The 15491-nt window shown below is 40.8% G+C and carries 15 protein-coding genes, 2 tRNA genes and 1 rRNA gene (1 of these 18 running past the window's edge); 4 read left to right on the top strand and 14 right to left on the bottom strand.

The annotated features are described in order from the left end of the window. Positions 1–348: 348 nt before the first annotated feature. Complete coding sequence (locus V5M37_RS01445) at positions 349–2283, bottom strand: fructose-1,6-bisphosphatase (protein WP_423800421.1); 1935 nt, start codon at positions 2281–2283, stop codon at positions 349–351. 473 nt (positions 2284–2756) lie between these two features. Between V5M37_RS01445 and V5M37_RS01440 the strand changes: the two genes are divergently transcribed. Next, positions 2757–3017: a tyrosine-type recombinase/integrase gene (locus V5M37_RS01440; RefSeq protein WP_423800420.1), complete on the top strand. Its 261-nt coding sequence runs from the start codon at positions 2757–2759 to the stop codon at positions 3015–3017. A gap of 94 nt (positions 3018–3111) precedes the next feature. Here V5M37_RS01440 and groL read toward each other — a convergent pair whose 3' ends face one another. After that, the gene (gene groL, locus V5M37_RS01435; protein ID WP_423800419.1) at positions 3112–4746 is read right to left on the bottom strand and encodes a chaperonin GroEL; all 1635 of its coding nucleotides are present in this window, start codon (positions 4744–4746) and stop codon (positions 3112–3114) included. 42 nt (positions 4747–4788) lie between these two features. Continuing rightward, on the bottom strand, positions 4789–5076 hold the full coding sequence (gene groES, locus V5M37_RS01430; protein WP_213148367.1) for a co-chaperone GroES: 288 nt from the start codon (positions 5074–5076) through the stop codon (positions 4789–4791). A gap of 301 nt (positions 5077–5377) precedes the next feature. Between groES and V5M37_RS01425 the strand changes: the two genes are divergently transcribed. After that, a complete protein-coding gene (locus tag V5M37_RS01425) occupies positions 5378–6100 on the top strand; it encodes a lysostaphin resistance A-like protein (RefSeq protein ID WP_423800418.1) in 723 nt (240 codons plus the stop codon). Then, entirely contained in the window at positions 6097–6297 is a 201-nt protein-coding gene (locus V5M37_RS01420) for a YdiK family protein (protein ID WP_423800417.1), read from the top strand. Before V5M37_RS01425 ends, V5M37_RS01420 begins: the two co-directional genes overlap by 4 nt. Before the next feature lie 29 nt (positions 6298–6326). Here V5M37_RS01420 and V5M37_RS01415 read toward each other — a convergent pair whose 3' ends face one another. The 4 genes from V5M37_RS01415 to moaC form a co-directional block, all read right to left on the bottom strand. Beyond that, on the bottom strand, positions 6327–7943 hold the full coding sequence (locus V5M37_RS01415) for an acyl-CoA dehydrogenase family protein (RefSeq protein ID WP_423800416.1): 1617 nt from the start codon (positions 7941–7943) through the stop codon (positions 6327–6329). Positions 7944–8068: 125 nt separating this feature from the next. Beyond that, positions 8069–8494, bottom strand: a complete 426-nt coding sequence (locus V5M37_RS01410) for a DUF4395 domain-containing protein (protein ID WP_423800415.1) — start codon at positions 8492–8494, stop codon at positions 8069–8071. Positions 8495–8646: 152 nt separating this feature from the next. Further along, the gene (locus V5M37_RS01405) at positions 8647–9300 is read right to left on the bottom strand and encodes a redox-sensing transcriptional repressor Rex (protein ID WP_423800414.1); all 654 of its coding nucleotides are present in this window, start codon (positions 9298–9300) and stop codon (positions 8647–8649) included. A 32-nt stretch (positions 9301–9332) separates the two neighbouring features. Then, entirely contained in the window at positions 9333–9821 is a 489-nt protein-coding gene (gene moaC / locus V5M37_RS01400) for a cyclic pyranopterin monophosphate synthase MoaC (RefSeq protein WP_423800413.1), read from the bottom strand. A gap of 163 nt (positions 9822–9984) precedes the next feature. Between moaC and V5M37_RS01395 the strand changes: the two genes are divergently transcribed. After that, positions 9985–11904, top strand: a complete 1920-nt coding sequence (locus tag V5M37_RS01395) for an ABC-F family ATP-binding cassette domain-containing protein (protein ID WP_423800412.1) — start codon at positions 9985–9987, stop codon at positions 11902–11904. 551 nt (positions 11905–12455) lie between these two features. Here V5M37_RS01395 and tsaD read toward each other — a convergent pair. From tsaD to rrf, 7 genes are all read right to left on the bottom strand, one after another. Then, on the bottom strand, positions 12456–13481 hold the full coding sequence (gene tsaD, locus V5M37_RS01390) for a tRNA (adenosine(37)-N6)-threonylcarbamoyltransferase complex transferase subunit TsaD (RefSeq protein WP_423800411.1): 1026 nt from the start codon (positions 13479–13481) through the stop codon (positions 12456–12458). Beyond that, the gene (gene rimI / locus V5M37_RS01385) at positions 13478–13927 is read right to left on the bottom strand and encodes a ribosomal protein S18-alanine N-acetyltransferase (RefSeq protein WP_213148376.1); all 450 of its coding nucleotides are present in this window, start codon (positions 13925–13927) and stop codon (positions 13478–13480) included. Before rimI ends, tsaD begins: the two co-directional genes overlap by 4 nt. Positions 13928–13945: 18 nt before the next feature. Next, a complete protein-coding gene (tsaB, locus tag V5M37_RS01380) occupies positions 13946–14647 on the bottom strand; it encodes a tRNA (adenosine(37)-N6)-threonylcarbamoyltransferase complex dimerization subunit type 1 TsaB (RefSeq protein ID WP_423800410.1) in 702 nt (233 codons plus the stop codon). Then, entirely contained in the window at positions 14644–15099 is a 456-nt protein-coding gene (gene tsaE / locus V5M37_RS01375) for a tRNA (adenosine(37)-N6)-threonylcarbamoyltransferase complex ATPase subunit type 1 TsaE (RefSeq protein WP_423802556.1), read from the bottom strand. The genes tsaB and tsaE overlap by 4 nt, the downstream gene beginning before the upstream one ends. A gap of 163 nt (positions 15100–15262) precedes the next feature. Further along, positions 15263–15339: transfer RNA gene (locus tag V5M37_RS01370), tRNA-Asp, on the bottom strand. A 3-nt stretch (positions 15340–15342) separates the two neighbouring features. Next, positions 15343–15416: transfer RNA gene (locus V5M37_RS01365), tRNA-Met, on the bottom strand. Positions 15417–15452: 36 nt separating this feature from the next. Beyond that, positions 15453–15491 (bottom strand): 5S ribosomal RNA (gene rrf / locus V5M37_RS01360); it runs 78 nt beyond the window's last position.

Here is a 15491-nt window from a genome sequence, read left to right as displayed (position 1 = left end):
GATATGGAAGAGGCAGAGGGCATATTATTAATTCTTTGAAGTAATTTTTGAAGTACTCTAATGAAGAAATCTATGGTATTGCTTGGGTCAACAAGAGTATCTCTACGCGTCATTCTGAACTCAACTACACGTCAGGATGATCGATTCAGCTGGGTCATTTTGCGCTGATGCAGGTACCATCAAACCTGTCATTTAAATAGCCTTTATTAATAACACTTTCACTTACATTTAAGTAAAATAACAAATAAGCGCCTTTCCAATTGGAAAGACGCTAGCTGCTTCAAAATTGGTGAGTATATAAAATTGTAATAAACCCGAAAGAAAAACTTATTTATTCAATAATTAAATTCACTTCATATAACGATACTCCATCAAACTCCTCAAAGCAGAGACTTCCTTTAATAATTCCTTCCCTACATTTGTTTCCAGTACCATTTTTCTTTCTACCACTTTGTCCACTATTCTTTTCATTGATAAAACATCCATGCCACTATGCAAGACAAATTCTTTGCAATTAGAATATTGATGAGCAACCAATTTCATACCGAATGAATTGTATAATAAAGTATATCCCGCAATCCCGGTAGTTGATTGATAGGCCTTTGAGAAGCCACCGTCGATAACAAGCATTTTTCCATTTGCTTTAATCGGGTCTTCCCCTTTAATTTCTTTAACAGGCGTATGCCCATTTATGATATGACCATCATCGGGATTTAGATTAAATTCTGCTAAAATTCTTCGGCAGATTTCTTCCTTTTCCCGTAAATAGTAATATGGATTCTTCCTCTCTTTATGAGTTTCTTTATCTTTAATAAAATACCTTTCAAATGTTGTCATTTCCCTCTTGCCAAAGAGTGATGAATATTCGCCTGTCCATAAATACCAGACCATATCTGTCGAAAGATCATCGGTTTCTTCACGGTGTGCAAAAGAGTATCGTAAATGATGTTCAAAGACATCCAATAACTCTCGACCATTATACGTTGTATTTTCAATCACCATTTTTTCCATATTTCCTTTATCATCTAAAGGAATGCAGCCATGTATCAATAAGTTACCATTATACTTCAAATATAGGCTGCCTTTCTTCATAAGGAAATTCATATGTCTGGCCAACTTTTCCGAATGTTGAAGACAAAATAATAATTTATCCATCACCTGCTGTTCTTCCTCTAACAATTGACTTGGGTTTTCTGGATTAATAGTTGCAAAGCAGGTATTTTCCAGTGGATATGTCTTTCCATGAAGCACTATTTCGTTTTTTTCATAATCAATTTTCTCAAGTAATAACCTTTCTGACATATTAAAGAATGGTCGTCTCTTAATGATGGGAATTTCAAGCTTGAACTGAATCATAGCAATTGCTTGATGAATTTTTGTAATTTGTAATTCTTCTTCCTCCGTTAGATTGTTTCCGGAAGTTTTCTTTGGTCTAAAAGCCGGGTTATCCTTATAGTATTTCTCAGCTAAATTTAGAAGTGGTCGAAGATTGATTCCATACACATCTTCAATAATATCTAAATTATTATACCGGGCACTAATACGGAGAATATTAGCTAGACAAACCTTGGAACCGGCATACGCACCTATCCATAATACATCATGATTTCCCCACTGAATATCAACAGAATGATAATTAATGAGTGTATCCATAATTTGATCAGGCTCAGGTCCGCGATCATATATATCCCCCACTACATGAAGATGGTCCACTACCAATCTCTGCGTGCAATATGCAAGACCAATAATAAGCTTATCAGCCTGATTAAGTGATATAATTTGCTGAACAATTTTGGTGTAATAAGGTTCCTTATTTGTGGATTCTTCTTCCGTTTTGTATAATAACTCTTCTATAATATAAACAAACCGTTCAGGCAATGCTTTACGTAATTTGGAGCGTGTATATTTGGAAGAGGCAAAAGAAACGAGCTTAATCATATGTTTAATGGTTGTGGCATACCACCCGTTTAACTCCTGTTTATTGTCAAAGCTATTCTTAATTAACTGTAATTTATCTTCAGGATAATAAACCAATATCGTCAATTCATTGATATCCTTCTCAGATAATATATCCATAAAAAGTTCTTCGATTTTCTCTTTTACTCTCCCAGATCCATTTCTCAATACATGTTGAAAAGATTGGAATTCCCCATGCAAGTCACTGACAAAATGTTCTGTTCCCTTTGGTAAATTAAGGATTGCTTCAAGATTAATAATTTCTGTTACTACTTTTTCTTCACTATCATATTTTTGGGCCAGCAAATCTAAGTATTTATTTTCCAAATTGATATATCCTCCTAAAAATATGTACCTTTGTTAGTCTCACTTTATTTCTAGATTATAAAAGTGATACAGAATATTTAATACCAATCCAGTTGAATCAATTTCATAAATCAGAACCCACCGGGTTCAAGGATTTTTTTGAACCAAAAAAGGAGTACCTTTCCAAAATGTCGAAATCAGTAGTCACCACTACAAACATATAAGACTGAAGAAAGACTCCCGTGGCTATTAAACGACACGGAAGCCTATTTGATATACAGAATTATATGATTTAGAAATTCATTGGCACTTTAATATTCTTAGTATCATCTAGTTGTAAATCTTTTACCTTTATCTATCTACAATAGAGTTATCTTATCCCTATCCAAGGTAATGTATTTATTCAGTCATTCCGAGAAATAACCCATTCTCGATAACGCCAGGAATTAGGTTAAGCTTACTTTCTAATTAGTAAAGACTTTATCTTTGCAAAAATGGAACGGCAATATGGTTATCCCATTGTCATTAAAACTTTTCAAAACAGAATGGCAAGACTACTTAGAATTGCTAGCCTAAATGCTGAGTTAACACCGCATTCGTTAAGGCATACACATACGTCTCTTCTTGCTGAGGCTGGTGTCTCACTCGAACAAATCATGGACAGGCTTGGTCATACCCGATTATCAGATTACGAAAAATGTATACCTTCACGTAACCGAAGAAATGAAAAAAGAAGCCTCCCAAAAGTTCAGTGAACTTATGAGAAGCCTCTTTTTAATTTACATTATGTTAGCATTTAGTTAGCAAATTACTCAAAAACCCTTACATATCAAGGGGTTTGGGCGATGATTACATCATGCCGCCCATTCCACCCATACCGCCCATGTCAGGCATACCCATGCCGCCACCAGCTGGTTCTGGCTTGTCAGCAACAACTGCTTCAGTTGTTAAGAACATAGCTGCAACAGATGCTGCGTTTTGAAGTGCAGAACGTGTAACTTTAGTTGGGTCAACGATACCAGCTTCGATCATGTTTACCCATTGGCCGCTGGCAGCGTTGAAGCCTGTACCTACTGCTTCATGCTTTAAGCGCTCAACGATAACAGATCCTTCAAGACCAGCGTTGGTAGCGATTGTGCGGACTGGCTCTTCCATCGCACGTAAAACGATGTTGATACCTGTTTGCTCGTCGCCTTCAGCTTGAAGCTCAGCCACTTTGCTGTATACGTTAAGAAGGGCAACACCACCACCGGATACGATACCTTCTTCAACTGCAGCACGAGTTGCGTTTAATGCGTCTTCGATACGAAGCTTACGCTCTTTTAATTCTGTTTCAGTTGCAGCACCAACTTTGATAACTGCTACACCGCCAGCCAATTTAGCAAGACGCTCTTGTAATTTTTCCTTGTCGAATTCAGAAGTAGTTTCTTCTAATTGAACGCGGATTTGGTTCACACGTCCTTGGATTGCTTCAGTGCTTCCTGCACCTTCAACAATTGTTGTGTTTTCTTTTGTGACAACGATTTTAGCAGCGCGTCCTAAAGATTGAATTGTTGCGGACTTAAGGTCACGGCCAAGCTCTTCAGTGATCACTTCAGCACCAGTTAGAGCAGCGATATCTTCAAGCATTGCCTTACGGCGGTCACCAAAGCCAGGAGCTTTAACAGCAACAGCATTGAAAGTACCGCGAAGCTTGTTCAGTACTAAAGTTGCAAGTGCTTCACCTTCAACATCTTCAGCAATTAGCAATAATGGCTTGCCTTGCTGTACCACTTGCTCAAGAACAGGCAGGATTTCCTGAATGCTTGTGATCTTCTTATCAGTGATTAATACAAATGGATTGTCTAAGATAGCTTCCATTTTGTCAGTATTTGTAACCATGTATGGAGAAGCATAACCACGGTCAAATTGCATACCTTCAACTACATCCAATTCAGTAGTGAAGCCTTTAGATTCTTCGATTGTAATAACGCCGTCGTTGCCAACGCGCTCCATTGCTTCAGCGATTAATTGGCCAACTTCTTTGTCATCAGAAGAAATAGCGGCAACTTGAGCGATCGACTCTTTGCCTTCAATTGGTTTAGAAATAGCTTTAAGCTCTGCTACAGCAGCAGTAACTGCTTTTTCGATACCTTTACGGATGCCCATTGGGTTAGCGCCTGCAGTTACGTTCTTTAAGCCTTCGCGAATCATCGCTTGAGCAAGAACTGTTGCAGTTGTTGTACCGTCACCGGCAACATCGTTTGTTTTGCTTGCTACTTCAGCAACAAGCTTTGCACCCATGTTTTCAAAAGCATCTTCTAATTCGATTTCTTTTGCAATCGTTACACCGTCATTTGTAATTAATGGTGAACCGAATTTTTTCTCAAGAACCACGTTGCGTCCTTTAGGTCCAAGAGTAACTTTAACTGCATCTGCAAGTGTATCAACACCGCGAAGCATTGCGCGGCGAGCGTCTTCACTAAACTTAATCTCTTTAGCCATTGTTAAAAAACCTCCTCTTATAATTAAAGCTAGTTATTTTTCTTATTCTCCAACTACAGCAAGGATGTCGCTTTCACGTAAAATTAAGTATTCAGTACCTTGGTATTTCACTTCAGTACCAGCGTATTTTGAGAAGATGATGCGGTCGCCTTCAGAAACTTCAACAGCTACGCGCTCGCCATTGTCAAGCACACGGCCAGTACCTACAGCAACAACTTTTCCTTCCTGAGGCTTTTCCTTTGCTGTATCCGGTAATACGATACCGCTTGCAGTTTTTTCTTCTGATTCAACGAGTTCGATGATGATGCGATCACCTAATGGTCTTAACATTCAAACAACCTCCTCAAATATGTGTTATTCGGTCATTTATTAGCACTCGACTATGATGAGTGCTAACACAATTATTATAATAATCAATCTAAAAATCTTTTGCAAGTCTGATGCATAAAATTTATTAAAAAAAGTTACCCTTTTTTTCCACCTTATAAAGTATGGATAAAATCCATATTTCTATTCAATTTTTTCAAAGCAGGCATTCAAAATTGAAACTAATTTGTCATTAAAGGTAGAATGAAGAATAGTGATTGATTACATTTCGATTGGAAAAAATAGATGGAAAAGGAGTTTTGATTTGAAAAAGGAATACTGGATTGTCCTTATTGTTTATATTGCCATGCAGCTTTCCAGCTTTGCCGGGATTCCTGCATTTATGTTTGGATTTCGCCTTTTTGGATGGAGGCAGGAATTTGTGGTACCGGTTTGGCTGATCACAAGTTTCACCCTTGCCTTCCTCATCATTCTTGTTATCCTAAGAAAAGAAATGAAGCCTGGGGGCCATAGTGAAAGAAACACTTCAATCGGTCATTCGATAAAGTGGGCGATTTTTGGGGTTTTCCTTGCCCTATTTGCCCAATATACGGCTGCCATCATTGAGCGCCTTATTGGGATTGAATTGGGCTCTAAAAATACACAGGAAATCCTCACGATCATTAATGCCTTTCCCTTGGCCATTCTTGTAACGAGTATTATCGGCCCTATTTTAGAAGAAATTGTGTTTCGAAAAATTATCTTTGGGGCTTTTTATAAACGGTTTAATTTCTTTATTTCTGCCCTAATCAGCTCGGTGGTCTTTGCGCTTGTCCATATGGAGCCTGAGCATCTGCTGATATACTCGGCGATGGGCTTTACCTTTGCTTTTCTTTATGTAAAAACCAAACGCATCCTGGTGCCGATTTTCGCCCATGTATCCATGAACACGATGGTCGTCCTTGTTCAGTCGGTCTATAAGGATGACATTGAGCGGCTGATGCGTGAGGCAGAGGCAGTTCAAAACTTTATCGGAGGATTTCTATGAGACGTTCACCTTTGTTTTCCGGTTTGATTTATTTAATACTTGGTGTCCTGTTCACCTATTTTGCTATCGATGATGTCCAAAACAATGGCTGGGGCTTCTTCAGCTACCTTTTGGTCATCCTCGCAACCTTTGATTTTGGATCAGCCTTAAAGATGATTGTTTTTCATTTTAAGTATAAGGGGCAAATGAAAAAATGAGGCTGTCACATTAAACAGCCTCATTCTTATTAATCTTCGATTTCCTTTAGCGCAGTCTGCTGATAAATTTTAAAGAATGAATCACAGAATAAATCCCATTCGGCAGCGGCTTCCATCGAGGCCTCGCTTACTTCGCCTAAAACAGGCCGCCCCAGCAGGTCTTCAATCTGATCAGAAAACTTTTTAATTGTCTCCGCAGCGGCTCCCTCAAGAACGCTGGCCACAAACTCGGCAGGTGAATACCAATCAGAAACCCTGCCTAAATCGCGGTAAATTTGCGTTAACAGCAGATTACGCGGACCCTCCCATTGTTCGTTTACGACCACATCGCGGAAGATACGCGGCAGCGACGAAAATTCCTCCATCACTCCATGGCCGGCAAACACGGAGATAGCCTCCCGTAAAATTTCCGCTCCCTCATTCGTTGCACAGATTTTCTGCAGCAAGACAAGTTCACGCAGATTAAATAACTTTTTCCTAACTTCAATTGGATGGTCCGATTTAATTCCTGGATTCAGCGGCTTATCCAGTTGCAAGAAAAGATTATAGATTTTGAATGCCCCCGCCATCGTTCGCTCAGCGGCATGCTGGATTCGTTTCAACTTGCTTGCTGCGAGTGGATAGTCTTTTACCTTCTTTCCAAAAACACTTCGGAAATCACTGTACAAGTTTGCCTCCCGAGAGGCCCTCAGCATAAACCCGGCACAGGCAATCCCAATTTCCAGTCTCGACAAGGTCAATACAATTCCGACTGCAACTGCAATCCCCTTATCCTTTGGACCGATTGGATAGGCACGCGCCCCCTTATATTGAATCTCCCCAGTTGGCAGCTCGGCTGTTCCCAGCTTCCATTTGATCCGATTAATCTCGTACCCGTTGCGTTTCTCCTTCTCCTTATCCCCCGGAAGCCAGGATGGTACGATAAATGTCGAAACTTTGTCAGTTCCCGATATTTTTGCCGTCACCACAGAATAATCGGCATGAGCCGCAGAACAGAAAAACTTATTCCCATACAAACGATAATATTTTCCTTCCGGAACCGCCTCCAAAACATTAGCCGGCAAATCAGAACCACCCTGGATTTCTGTCATAAATTGAGCGCCAATGGCAAATTCGCCGTTTAGCCCTTCTTTTGTATGATGTAATATATCTTGAAGTTCTGGATATTCTTCATCCGGAAATTGGTCAAGCAAAGCCACTAAACCATGTGTACATGTCAGCGGACAGGTCACTCCTGCCTCACCCAGCTGATGGATCAGCATTCTTTTCACAAAGCTTTCCCAAGGTGTCATGTTACTGGAAAAAAGACCTTCTTGGAAAATTTCATTCTCTAATTGATGAACTTCTTGAGGACGAACAATCCGGTCAATCCGATGATTAAAAGCATCAAAGTGAAGCATATAGGGGCGGACTTCCGGTCTGGCAATTCTTTCGGCTAACCGGTTCCATTTTGCAGATACTATTCGTGAAAAGGATAATAGTTTTTCGTGGATTTGGCTGTGCTGAGAACCCGTAAATTTCTTGACCGCTTTTTGTAAAAAAGGTTCATCACGGTACCAATCAAGGTTGTCACGTTTTTCGAGAAATTCATCAAAGCTGTAAGAATTTTTTCCTCCTGCTTCTGTCTCTTGGGAAACAAGCTTCATAAAAACGCCACTCTCCTCATGAATGATAATTCATAATTTTCAATTTAATTTTAAATGTAAGGATATGGAAGCGTCAAATATAAGCAGAAAAACAAAAAAGAGGCTGAATAATTCAGACCTCTTCATTATTGGTGCGCCCTTCTATAACGGTATTGGTTCCACTGAAAATGAATAAAGCATCCGATGCAAAAACCTAGAATGGCCACAAAGGCAGCCACCGCGACAAGAATCGTGACCACATAGCCAACACCATTCCATCCCAGCAGGAATCCTACAAATCCAATTCCCAAACACGATACGGCAATTTTTTGATTAAATTGCTGCTGCTCCCAATCCTCAGGGATATAAGCCTTTGGGTCCTTTCTTAAAAATAGTTTTGCTATTTGCATAATCGGATTAAATCCGAATAAAAGACCAGACATACCGGCAACAAATGGCACTAACAAAAACCATTCCTGTCCGGATAACCATGTTAACACAACACTTAAAACAATTGTCCACTGGTTTATTTTCACGAGCGGACGTGGGATTGAACGAACTGTTTCTGTCATTTTAATCCCAACCTTTCCTATTGGATTACAATAATTACTTGTGTAATCATTTTACCCGCTTCAACTCCCTTTGTATAGTGATCTGTTTAGGAAAAATGTTTCAAAACGAAAAATGGGCCTCTCACCATTTTGGCGAGAAGCCCATTGATTATTTATTCTTCTACTTCGTCGTTTGGATAATGCTTTAAAAAGTAAACAAGTGATTGCAGCTCCACCGCCAGGTCAATATGATGCACGCGAATCGATGAAGGTACATTCAGTCTTGCTGGAGTAAAATTTAAAACCCCTTTTACGTTCGTTTTCACAAGTTTATCTGTGATTTGCTGAGCAACCGGAGCAGGCACCGTCAAAATCGCCACCGAAATATTTTCATCGATCAAATACTGTTCTATATCGTCCATCGAATAAACGGGAACATCGCCTATCGAACCGCCAATTTTTCCGGGGTCCACATCGAAGGCGCAAGCGATTTTTGTATTATTATTTTTTAAAAAATTGTAGTGTAAAAAGGCTGTGCCGAGGTTACCCACCCCGATTAACGCTACCTTTGTTAATTCATCTTGATCAAGAGTTTTTCGGAAAAACGATAACAAATAGGTTACGTTATAGCCGTACCCCTTTTTCCCAAGGGCCCCGAAATAAGAGAAATCCCTGCGAATAGTGGCCGAGTCCACCTTTACTGCTTCACTCAATTCTGCAGATGACACCCTCTGCTTGCCAGAAGAATGAAGGTTTTGTAAAAATCGATAATATAAGGGCAGACGCTTTGCTGTTGCCTGTGGTATTTTCATCGTTTCATTGGACATATTTCTCCCACCCTTCAATTTTAATGGATATATTAGATTTCTCTTCTAAAATCACCGTTTTTGCCGCCGGTTTTTTCCACCAGAAAGGTTGGTCCAATCACCATCCCTTTATCAACTGCCTTACACATATCATAGACGGTCAGGGCACAAACAGAGGCGGCTGTTAGCGCTTCCATCTCAACCCCCGTACTGCCTTTGGTTTTAACTGATGCAGTTATATGCAGTGTATACTGTTCCTGCCCGGCCTGCTCCCACGAAAAACTAATATTGATACCTGTTAATGGAATCGGGTGGCACATTGGAATGATATCCCATGTCTTTTTCGCTGCCATCACTGCAGCAATCTGGGCAACTGCTAAGACATCGCCCTTTTTCATTTCGTGGTTTGTGATTTTTTCATAAATTTCAGTGCTTACTGTTATGCTAGACTGGGCAATTGCCGTACGTGCCGTTTCCGGCTTATCGCTGACATCGACCATCTTGGCCCGGCCTTCTTCATTAAAATGAGTAAATTCAGCCATAAAAAAAATCCTCCTACAAAAAATAATACAATATTTTTATGTCCATGTGTGTGAAACTTTGAACTATCAGTATATTTTTTTATAATACCATTAAAAACTTCACTTCATTGCCGACATTCGGGTAATACGGTAAACTAGTCGTAAGGTAATAGAGGTGAAAAAAATGATTTTATTACAGGTTAACCAACTACAAAAATATTATGGTGCTGAACTTATTTTATCGAATATAAAACTGGAATTACAAACCCGTGACCGTGTTGCCCTTGTTGGACGCAATGGAGCGGGGAAATCAACGTTATTGAAAATCATCGCCGGCGAAATGGGCCATGACGGCGGGGAAATCATCAAACCAAAGGATGTTACCGTTGGTTATTTGGCGCAAAATACGGGTTTGGAGTCCAATTTGTCCATTTGGGAGGAAATGCTGACGGTTTTTGAGAACCTGCAGGCGATGGAAAAATCGCTCCGGAAGCTGGAGAAGCAAATGGCCGATCCTGCTGTTTTCGGGGACCCAGGAAAATACGAGCGGGTATTAAAGGAATATGATGAATTGCAAATAAAGTTTAAAGAGCAAGGCGGCTATCAGTATGAAGCCGATATCCGCTCTGTATTGCATGGGTTAAATTTTTCCGATACTACGTTAATGATTTCAAGTCTAAGCGGCGGACAAAAAACGCGTCTTGCGCTAGGCAAACTATTGCTGACAAGACCTGATATTTTAATTTTGGACGAGCCAACCAACCATTTGGATATCGAAACCCTTTCCTGGCTGGAGCAATATCTGCAGGGCTATGATGGCGCAATTTTAATTGTTTCGCATGACCGCTATTTTTTGGATAAAGTGGTTACAGAGGTGTATGAACTATCACGCCGCCTGATTCAGCGATTCACCGGTAATTATAGCACTTATCTTGAGCAGAAAGCTGCCAATTATGAACGCGACATGAAGCTTTATGAAAAGCAGCAGGAGGAAATTGCCGCGTTAAAGGATTTCATCCAGCGCAACATCGCACGGGCCACTACTACTAAGAGAGCGCAAAGCCGTCGGAAGAAGCTTGAAAAGATGGAAGTCATGGACCGCCCATCAGGGGATGAAAAATCCGCTTCCTTCTCATTTGAAATTGAGCGGCAAAGCGGCAATGATGTACTGACTGTTGATTCTCTTGCTGTCGGCTATGATGGAGAGAAGGTTTCCGAGGATATTTCCTTTCGTGTGTATAAAGGCGACAGCATTGCCCTTGTCGGCCCTAACGGAATCGGGAAGTCGACACTTTTAAAAACAATTATTAAAAAGCTTCCCGCTTTGGCTGGAACTATTCAATACGGAACCAATTTGTCCATCGGGTATTACGATCAGGAACAAGCCAACCTAACCTCCAATAAACGGGTCTTAAACGAACTATGGGATGAATATCCACTAAAACCGGAAAAGGAAATCCGTACAGTGCTTGGGAATTTCTTATTTTCCGGTGACGATGTGCTTAAAAACGTTTTGTCATTAAGTGGCGGCGAAAAAGCCCGCCTAGCCCTTGCTAAGCTAATGCTCGAGAAAGCAAATTTATTAATATTGGACGAACCTACCAACCATTTGGATTTGGACAGCAAGGAAGTACTTGAGAATGCCTTAATTGATTATCCAGGTACTATTTTGTTTGTCTCACACGACCGTTATTTTATTAACAGAATCGCAACCAAGGTACTAGAATTGAGCCCCGAGGGCAGCACTGAATACCTCGGCGACTACGATTATTATGTGGATAAAAAGCTGGAGCAGGAGGAACTTACGGCACTTGCATTGACTGCCTCCCAGAAGAAGGTTTCTGCTTTAGAGCCTGCTGAAAAAAACAGTTATCAACAGGATAAAGAAACGAAAAAACTGGAACGCCAGCGAAAACGCAAATTGGAAGAAATCGAGGAACGCATTTCGGAGCTTGAAGAAGAGATTCAGAATTATGATCAGCAATTATGCGAGCCAGAAGTTTTTCAGGACCATGAAAAGGTTTTAGAGATTAATTTAAAAAATGAAAAGGCTAAGGCTGAGCTTGACGAATTAATGGAAGAATGGGCCGAACTGGCAGAATAATGTGGATAACCGGACTGTTGGAGTCCGGTTTTTTAATGTGCTTGTAATCCAAAAGGCCTAATTTTCCACAGAATTATTCACATTGTAAATGCCATTATTTCAGTTATCCAATTAACTTTTCCACATTATCCACAAAAAAATGTCGATTTATCCACATTATCAACATTACCCACTGAATTATCCACAAGTCATTTGAATTTTCCACTTTTTCAAAAAAATTTTATCCACAAAATTGCTGTTTTTATATTAGCCAAAATTTAATCAAATGTTTGTTTAACTCTTAAAATGCCTATATTTTAAGCAATTGCCGTTTTCAATCAATCGTTTGATTAGTTTATTGCCCATATCAATTAAACGTTTGATTAGTTTATCAACCAAATCAATCAAACGTTTAATTAGATTTTTTTATAAAGAAAACTCGCCGATTGGCGAGCCCCTAAGGGCGAAGACAGAGGCGTAGTTGCACTTATGCGTTAAGGAAGTATAAAGCTTTCGACAGAAAGTTTATACTTTCTTATTAGCTTAAAAAAACCCTTCCTTGTTAGGAAAGGTCAGGTGTTATATGTTTCAATATCCAATCCAGGTATTGCGTTTAATGATAAGTCTCCTCTAATACCTTTTTCAAACATGACACTTCCGGCAGCAGCTATCATGGCTGCGTTGTCTGTGCATAAGGATAATGGGGGAATGACTAATTCAACATCCGCCTTATCTGAAAATGCCTTTTCCAGGGCAGCTCGAAGCCCCTTATTGGCCGCTACTCCTCCGGCCAATAATATTTGGTTGACACCATATTCTGCAACGGCTCTTACGGTCTTCGTCACCAATACGTCAATGACACTTTCCTGAAAGCTCGCGGCCAGATTCTCTGGAGCAATCGTCTCACCGCGCTGCTCGGCATTATGAACCGTATTAATGACCGCTGATTTTAAGCCGCTAAAGCTAAAATCATAGGAGCCTTCCTCCAGCCAGGCACGGGGCAAATCAATAGTCGGACTGCCTTCATGGGCCAAACGGTCAATATGCGGACCGCCTGGATATGGCAGATTCAACGTTCTCGCAACCTTATCATAGGCTTCACCCGCTGCGTCATCCCTTGTTTCGCCAATTACCTCAAATTTTCCATGCTCTTTCATGCAGACAAGCTCCGTATGGCCCCCTGAGACCACTAAAGCCAACAAAGGGAATTTCAGCTCTGTCACCAGCCTGTTTGCATAAATATGACCGGCAATATGATGGACCGGCACAAGCGGTTTATTATGAGCAAACGCGAGTGCTTTGGCGGCATTGACGCCAATTAATAGGGCACCTACCAGACCTGGCCCTTCCGTTACCGCAACGGCATCAATTTCAGCAAATGATAGATTCGCCTGCTTTAATGCCTCTTCTATCACGATCGTGATCTGTTCAACATGATGGCGTGAAGCAATTTCCGGAACGACCCCGCCAAACCGTTTATGACTTTCGATTTGCGAGGCAACCACATTGGCCGTTATCTCTCGGCCATTTTTGATAATCGCCACCGCCGTTTCATCACAGCTTGTTTCAATTCCTAATATCAACTGATCTTTTTTCATAAATTCACCCACATTACCAGCGCATCCTCCAAATTATCTGAGTAATAATTTTTCCGGATTCCGCCATTTTGAAACCCTAGTTTGCGATAAAGAGACTGAGCGACATGATTCGTTACCCTTACCTCTAAGGTCATGCTTCTTGCACCCCTCTCACGGCAGACGGATATCAGCTTTCGCATCATCATCTCCCCAAGCTTTTTGCCGCGGTATTCAGGAAGAATCGCAACATTCGTCACATGACCTTCATCAATAACAACCCAAACTCCACAATAGCCAATAATTTTATTTTCATGTTCGAGGACGATATAAACAGCAAAGTTATTATTGTGCATCTCATTATAAAATGCTTCCCTGCTCCAAGGGGTTGTAAATGATGCATGCTCAACCTCTAATACTTGATCGATATCCTCTTCCCTCATGTAGCGAAAAACATAAGAATCTTCCATCTTTCTCTATCCTTATCTTTATAAAGTTTTCCCTTGCGCCTCTAACCACTTTGCTTCCGCTTCTGCTAACCGAATGTAATTAGGGACAAAGGTGTGTACGTCTTCCCCTTGTTTGTCTTTTCCCAGCATGGCCAGCTCGGACGGACGGGGATTGTTTTCTGTTATGCTTGAAAAAACGGCCTGAGTACCAAGTCTCTCTGTTATTCTTTCACGGTGAATTGACAGATCATTGCCGACAAATAGAACCGATTTGTCCAATTCGGATAACTTCCCTGCCCAGTCGACCGCCATTGTTAATTGATCAGGCTCAATTACTTTTAGCTCTCCATTCTCGACTTGATACAGACCTGTATAAACCTGTCCCCGTCTCGCATCGAATATCGGGGAAATAAGCCCGTCAAAATATCGCCCGGGCCCTGCTGCCAGAATTTCAAGGCTTGATATTCCAACAAGTGGAATGTTTAAAGTCCATGCTAGCGTTTTTGCTATCGTAACGCCGATTCTAACGCCTGTATAAGATCCTGGGCCTTTGGCGACGACGATTTTTGTTAAGTCGGACGGCACCCTTTCACAATCCTTCATTAACGTCTGAATGGCAGGCATGATCCGGACAGAATGGTTCTTTTTTAAATTTGTTATGTACTCGCCAAGTACTTCTTTCTCTTCTAAAAGTGCTACTCCTAAGGCATAATTAGACGTATCAATTGCTAAAATGGTCATGCCAAAATCTCCTTACATAATTGCTCATACCGCTCACCTTTTGGTACCAATACCAATCTTCTATGGTCTTCCCGCTCGCGATATAAATAAATAGTCAGCAGTTCCCCTGGCAGCTGGTCTTCAATTAAATGAGCCCACTCAACCACTGAAACCCCATCGCCTTCAAAATATTCATCAAAGCCCAGGTCTTCCATGGAATCTGCTACCCGATAGACATCCATATGATATAATGGCAGCTTGCCTTTATATTCTTTAATAATCGTAAATGTTGGACTGTTAACAGTTTTTTGTATATCTAAACCTTTTGCCAAGCCCTGGGTAAAGGTGGTTTTTCCTGCACCCAAATCACCCTCAAGTGCAATCACATCACCCGGCTGCAAAAGCTCAGCCAATCTTGCGGCAAAATGTCCAGTTTCCTCCGCATTAGCTGTCTTCCATTCAAATTGGTTCATAGCATCACCTTTTAACCTTACCATATCTATATCTTCATTTTACCTTAATTACGTGCAAAAAAAACCTTAGGAATCTTCCTAAGGGTGTAATTATATATGTATGAAACAAAAATAGGCATAAAAAAAGCCGAAACATTGTTTCGTGCTTGTTTTTACGTATAAATGGCGGTCTGGACGGGACTCGAACCCGCGACCTCCTGCGTGACAGGCAGGCATTCTAACCAACTGAACTACCAGACCGGATTGCGGGGGCAGGATTTGAACCTGCGACCTTCGGGTTATGAGCCCGACGAGCTACCGGACTGCTCCACCCCGCGATAATAAGAAATATAAAGTGTTTAATTTAATAAACAGCCTGGCAGCGTCCTACTCTCACAGGGACTTGCGTCCCA

The sequence above is a fragment of the Neobacillus sp. SAB-20_R2A genome, assembly GCF_049568635.1.
Classification (GTDB): domain Bacteria; phylum Bacillota; class Bacilli; order Bacillales; family Cytobacillaceae; genus Neobacillus; species Neobacillus citreus.
This window is presented reverse-complemented; position numbering and strand designations above follow the sequence as displayed.

Coding starts and splice junctions, on each gene's coding strand:
- tsaE (WP_423802556.1), bottom strand. CDS start 15,099: ATGAACCAATTTGAATGGAAGACAGCTAATGCGGAGGAAACTGGACAT.
- V5M37_RS01410 (WP_423800415.1), bottom strand. CDS start 8,494: ATGACAGAAACAGTTCGTTCAATCCCACGTCCGCTCGTGAAAATAAAC.
- tsaD (WP_423800411.1), bottom strand. CDS start 13,481: ATGAAAAAAGATCAGTTGATATTAGGAATTGAAACAAGCTGTGATGAA.
- V5M37_RS01405 (WP_423800414.1), bottom strand. CDS start 9,300: ATGTCCAATGAAACGATGAAAATACCACAGGCAACAGCAAAGCGTCTG.
- groES (WP_213148367.1), bottom strand. CDS start 5,076: ATGTTAAGACCATTAGGTGATCGCATCATCATCGAACTCGTTGAATCA.
- V5M37_RS01415 (WP_423800416.1), bottom strand. CDS start 7,943: ATGAAGCTTGTTTCCCAAGAGACAGAAGCAGGAGGAAAAAATTCTTAC.
- V5M37_RS01420 (WP_423800417.1), top strand. CDS start 6,097: ATGAGACGTTCACCTTTGTTTTCCGGTTTGATTTATTTAATACTTGGT.
- rimI (WP_213148376.1), bottom strand. CDS start 13,927: ATGGAAGATTCTTATGTTTTTCGCTACATGAGGGAAGAGGATATCGAT.
- V5M37_RS01440 (WP_423800420.1), top strand. CDS start 2,757: ATGGAACGGCAATATGGTTATCCCATTGTCATTAAAACTTTTCAAAAC.
- V5M37_RS01395 (WP_423800412.1), top strand. CDS start 9,985: ATGATTTTATTACAGGTTAACCAACTACAAAAATATTATGGTGCTGAA.
- tsaB (WP_423800410.1), bottom strand. CDS start 14,647: ATGACCATTTTAGCAATTGATACGTCTAATTATGCCTTAGGAGTAGCA.
- groL (WP_423800419.1), bottom strand. CDS start 4,746: ATGGCTAAAGAGATTAAGTTTAGTGAAGACGCTCGCCGCGCAATGCTT.
- moaC (WP_423800413.1), bottom strand. CDS start 9,821: ATGGCTGAATTTACTCATTTTAATGAAGAAGGCCGGGCCAAGATGGTC.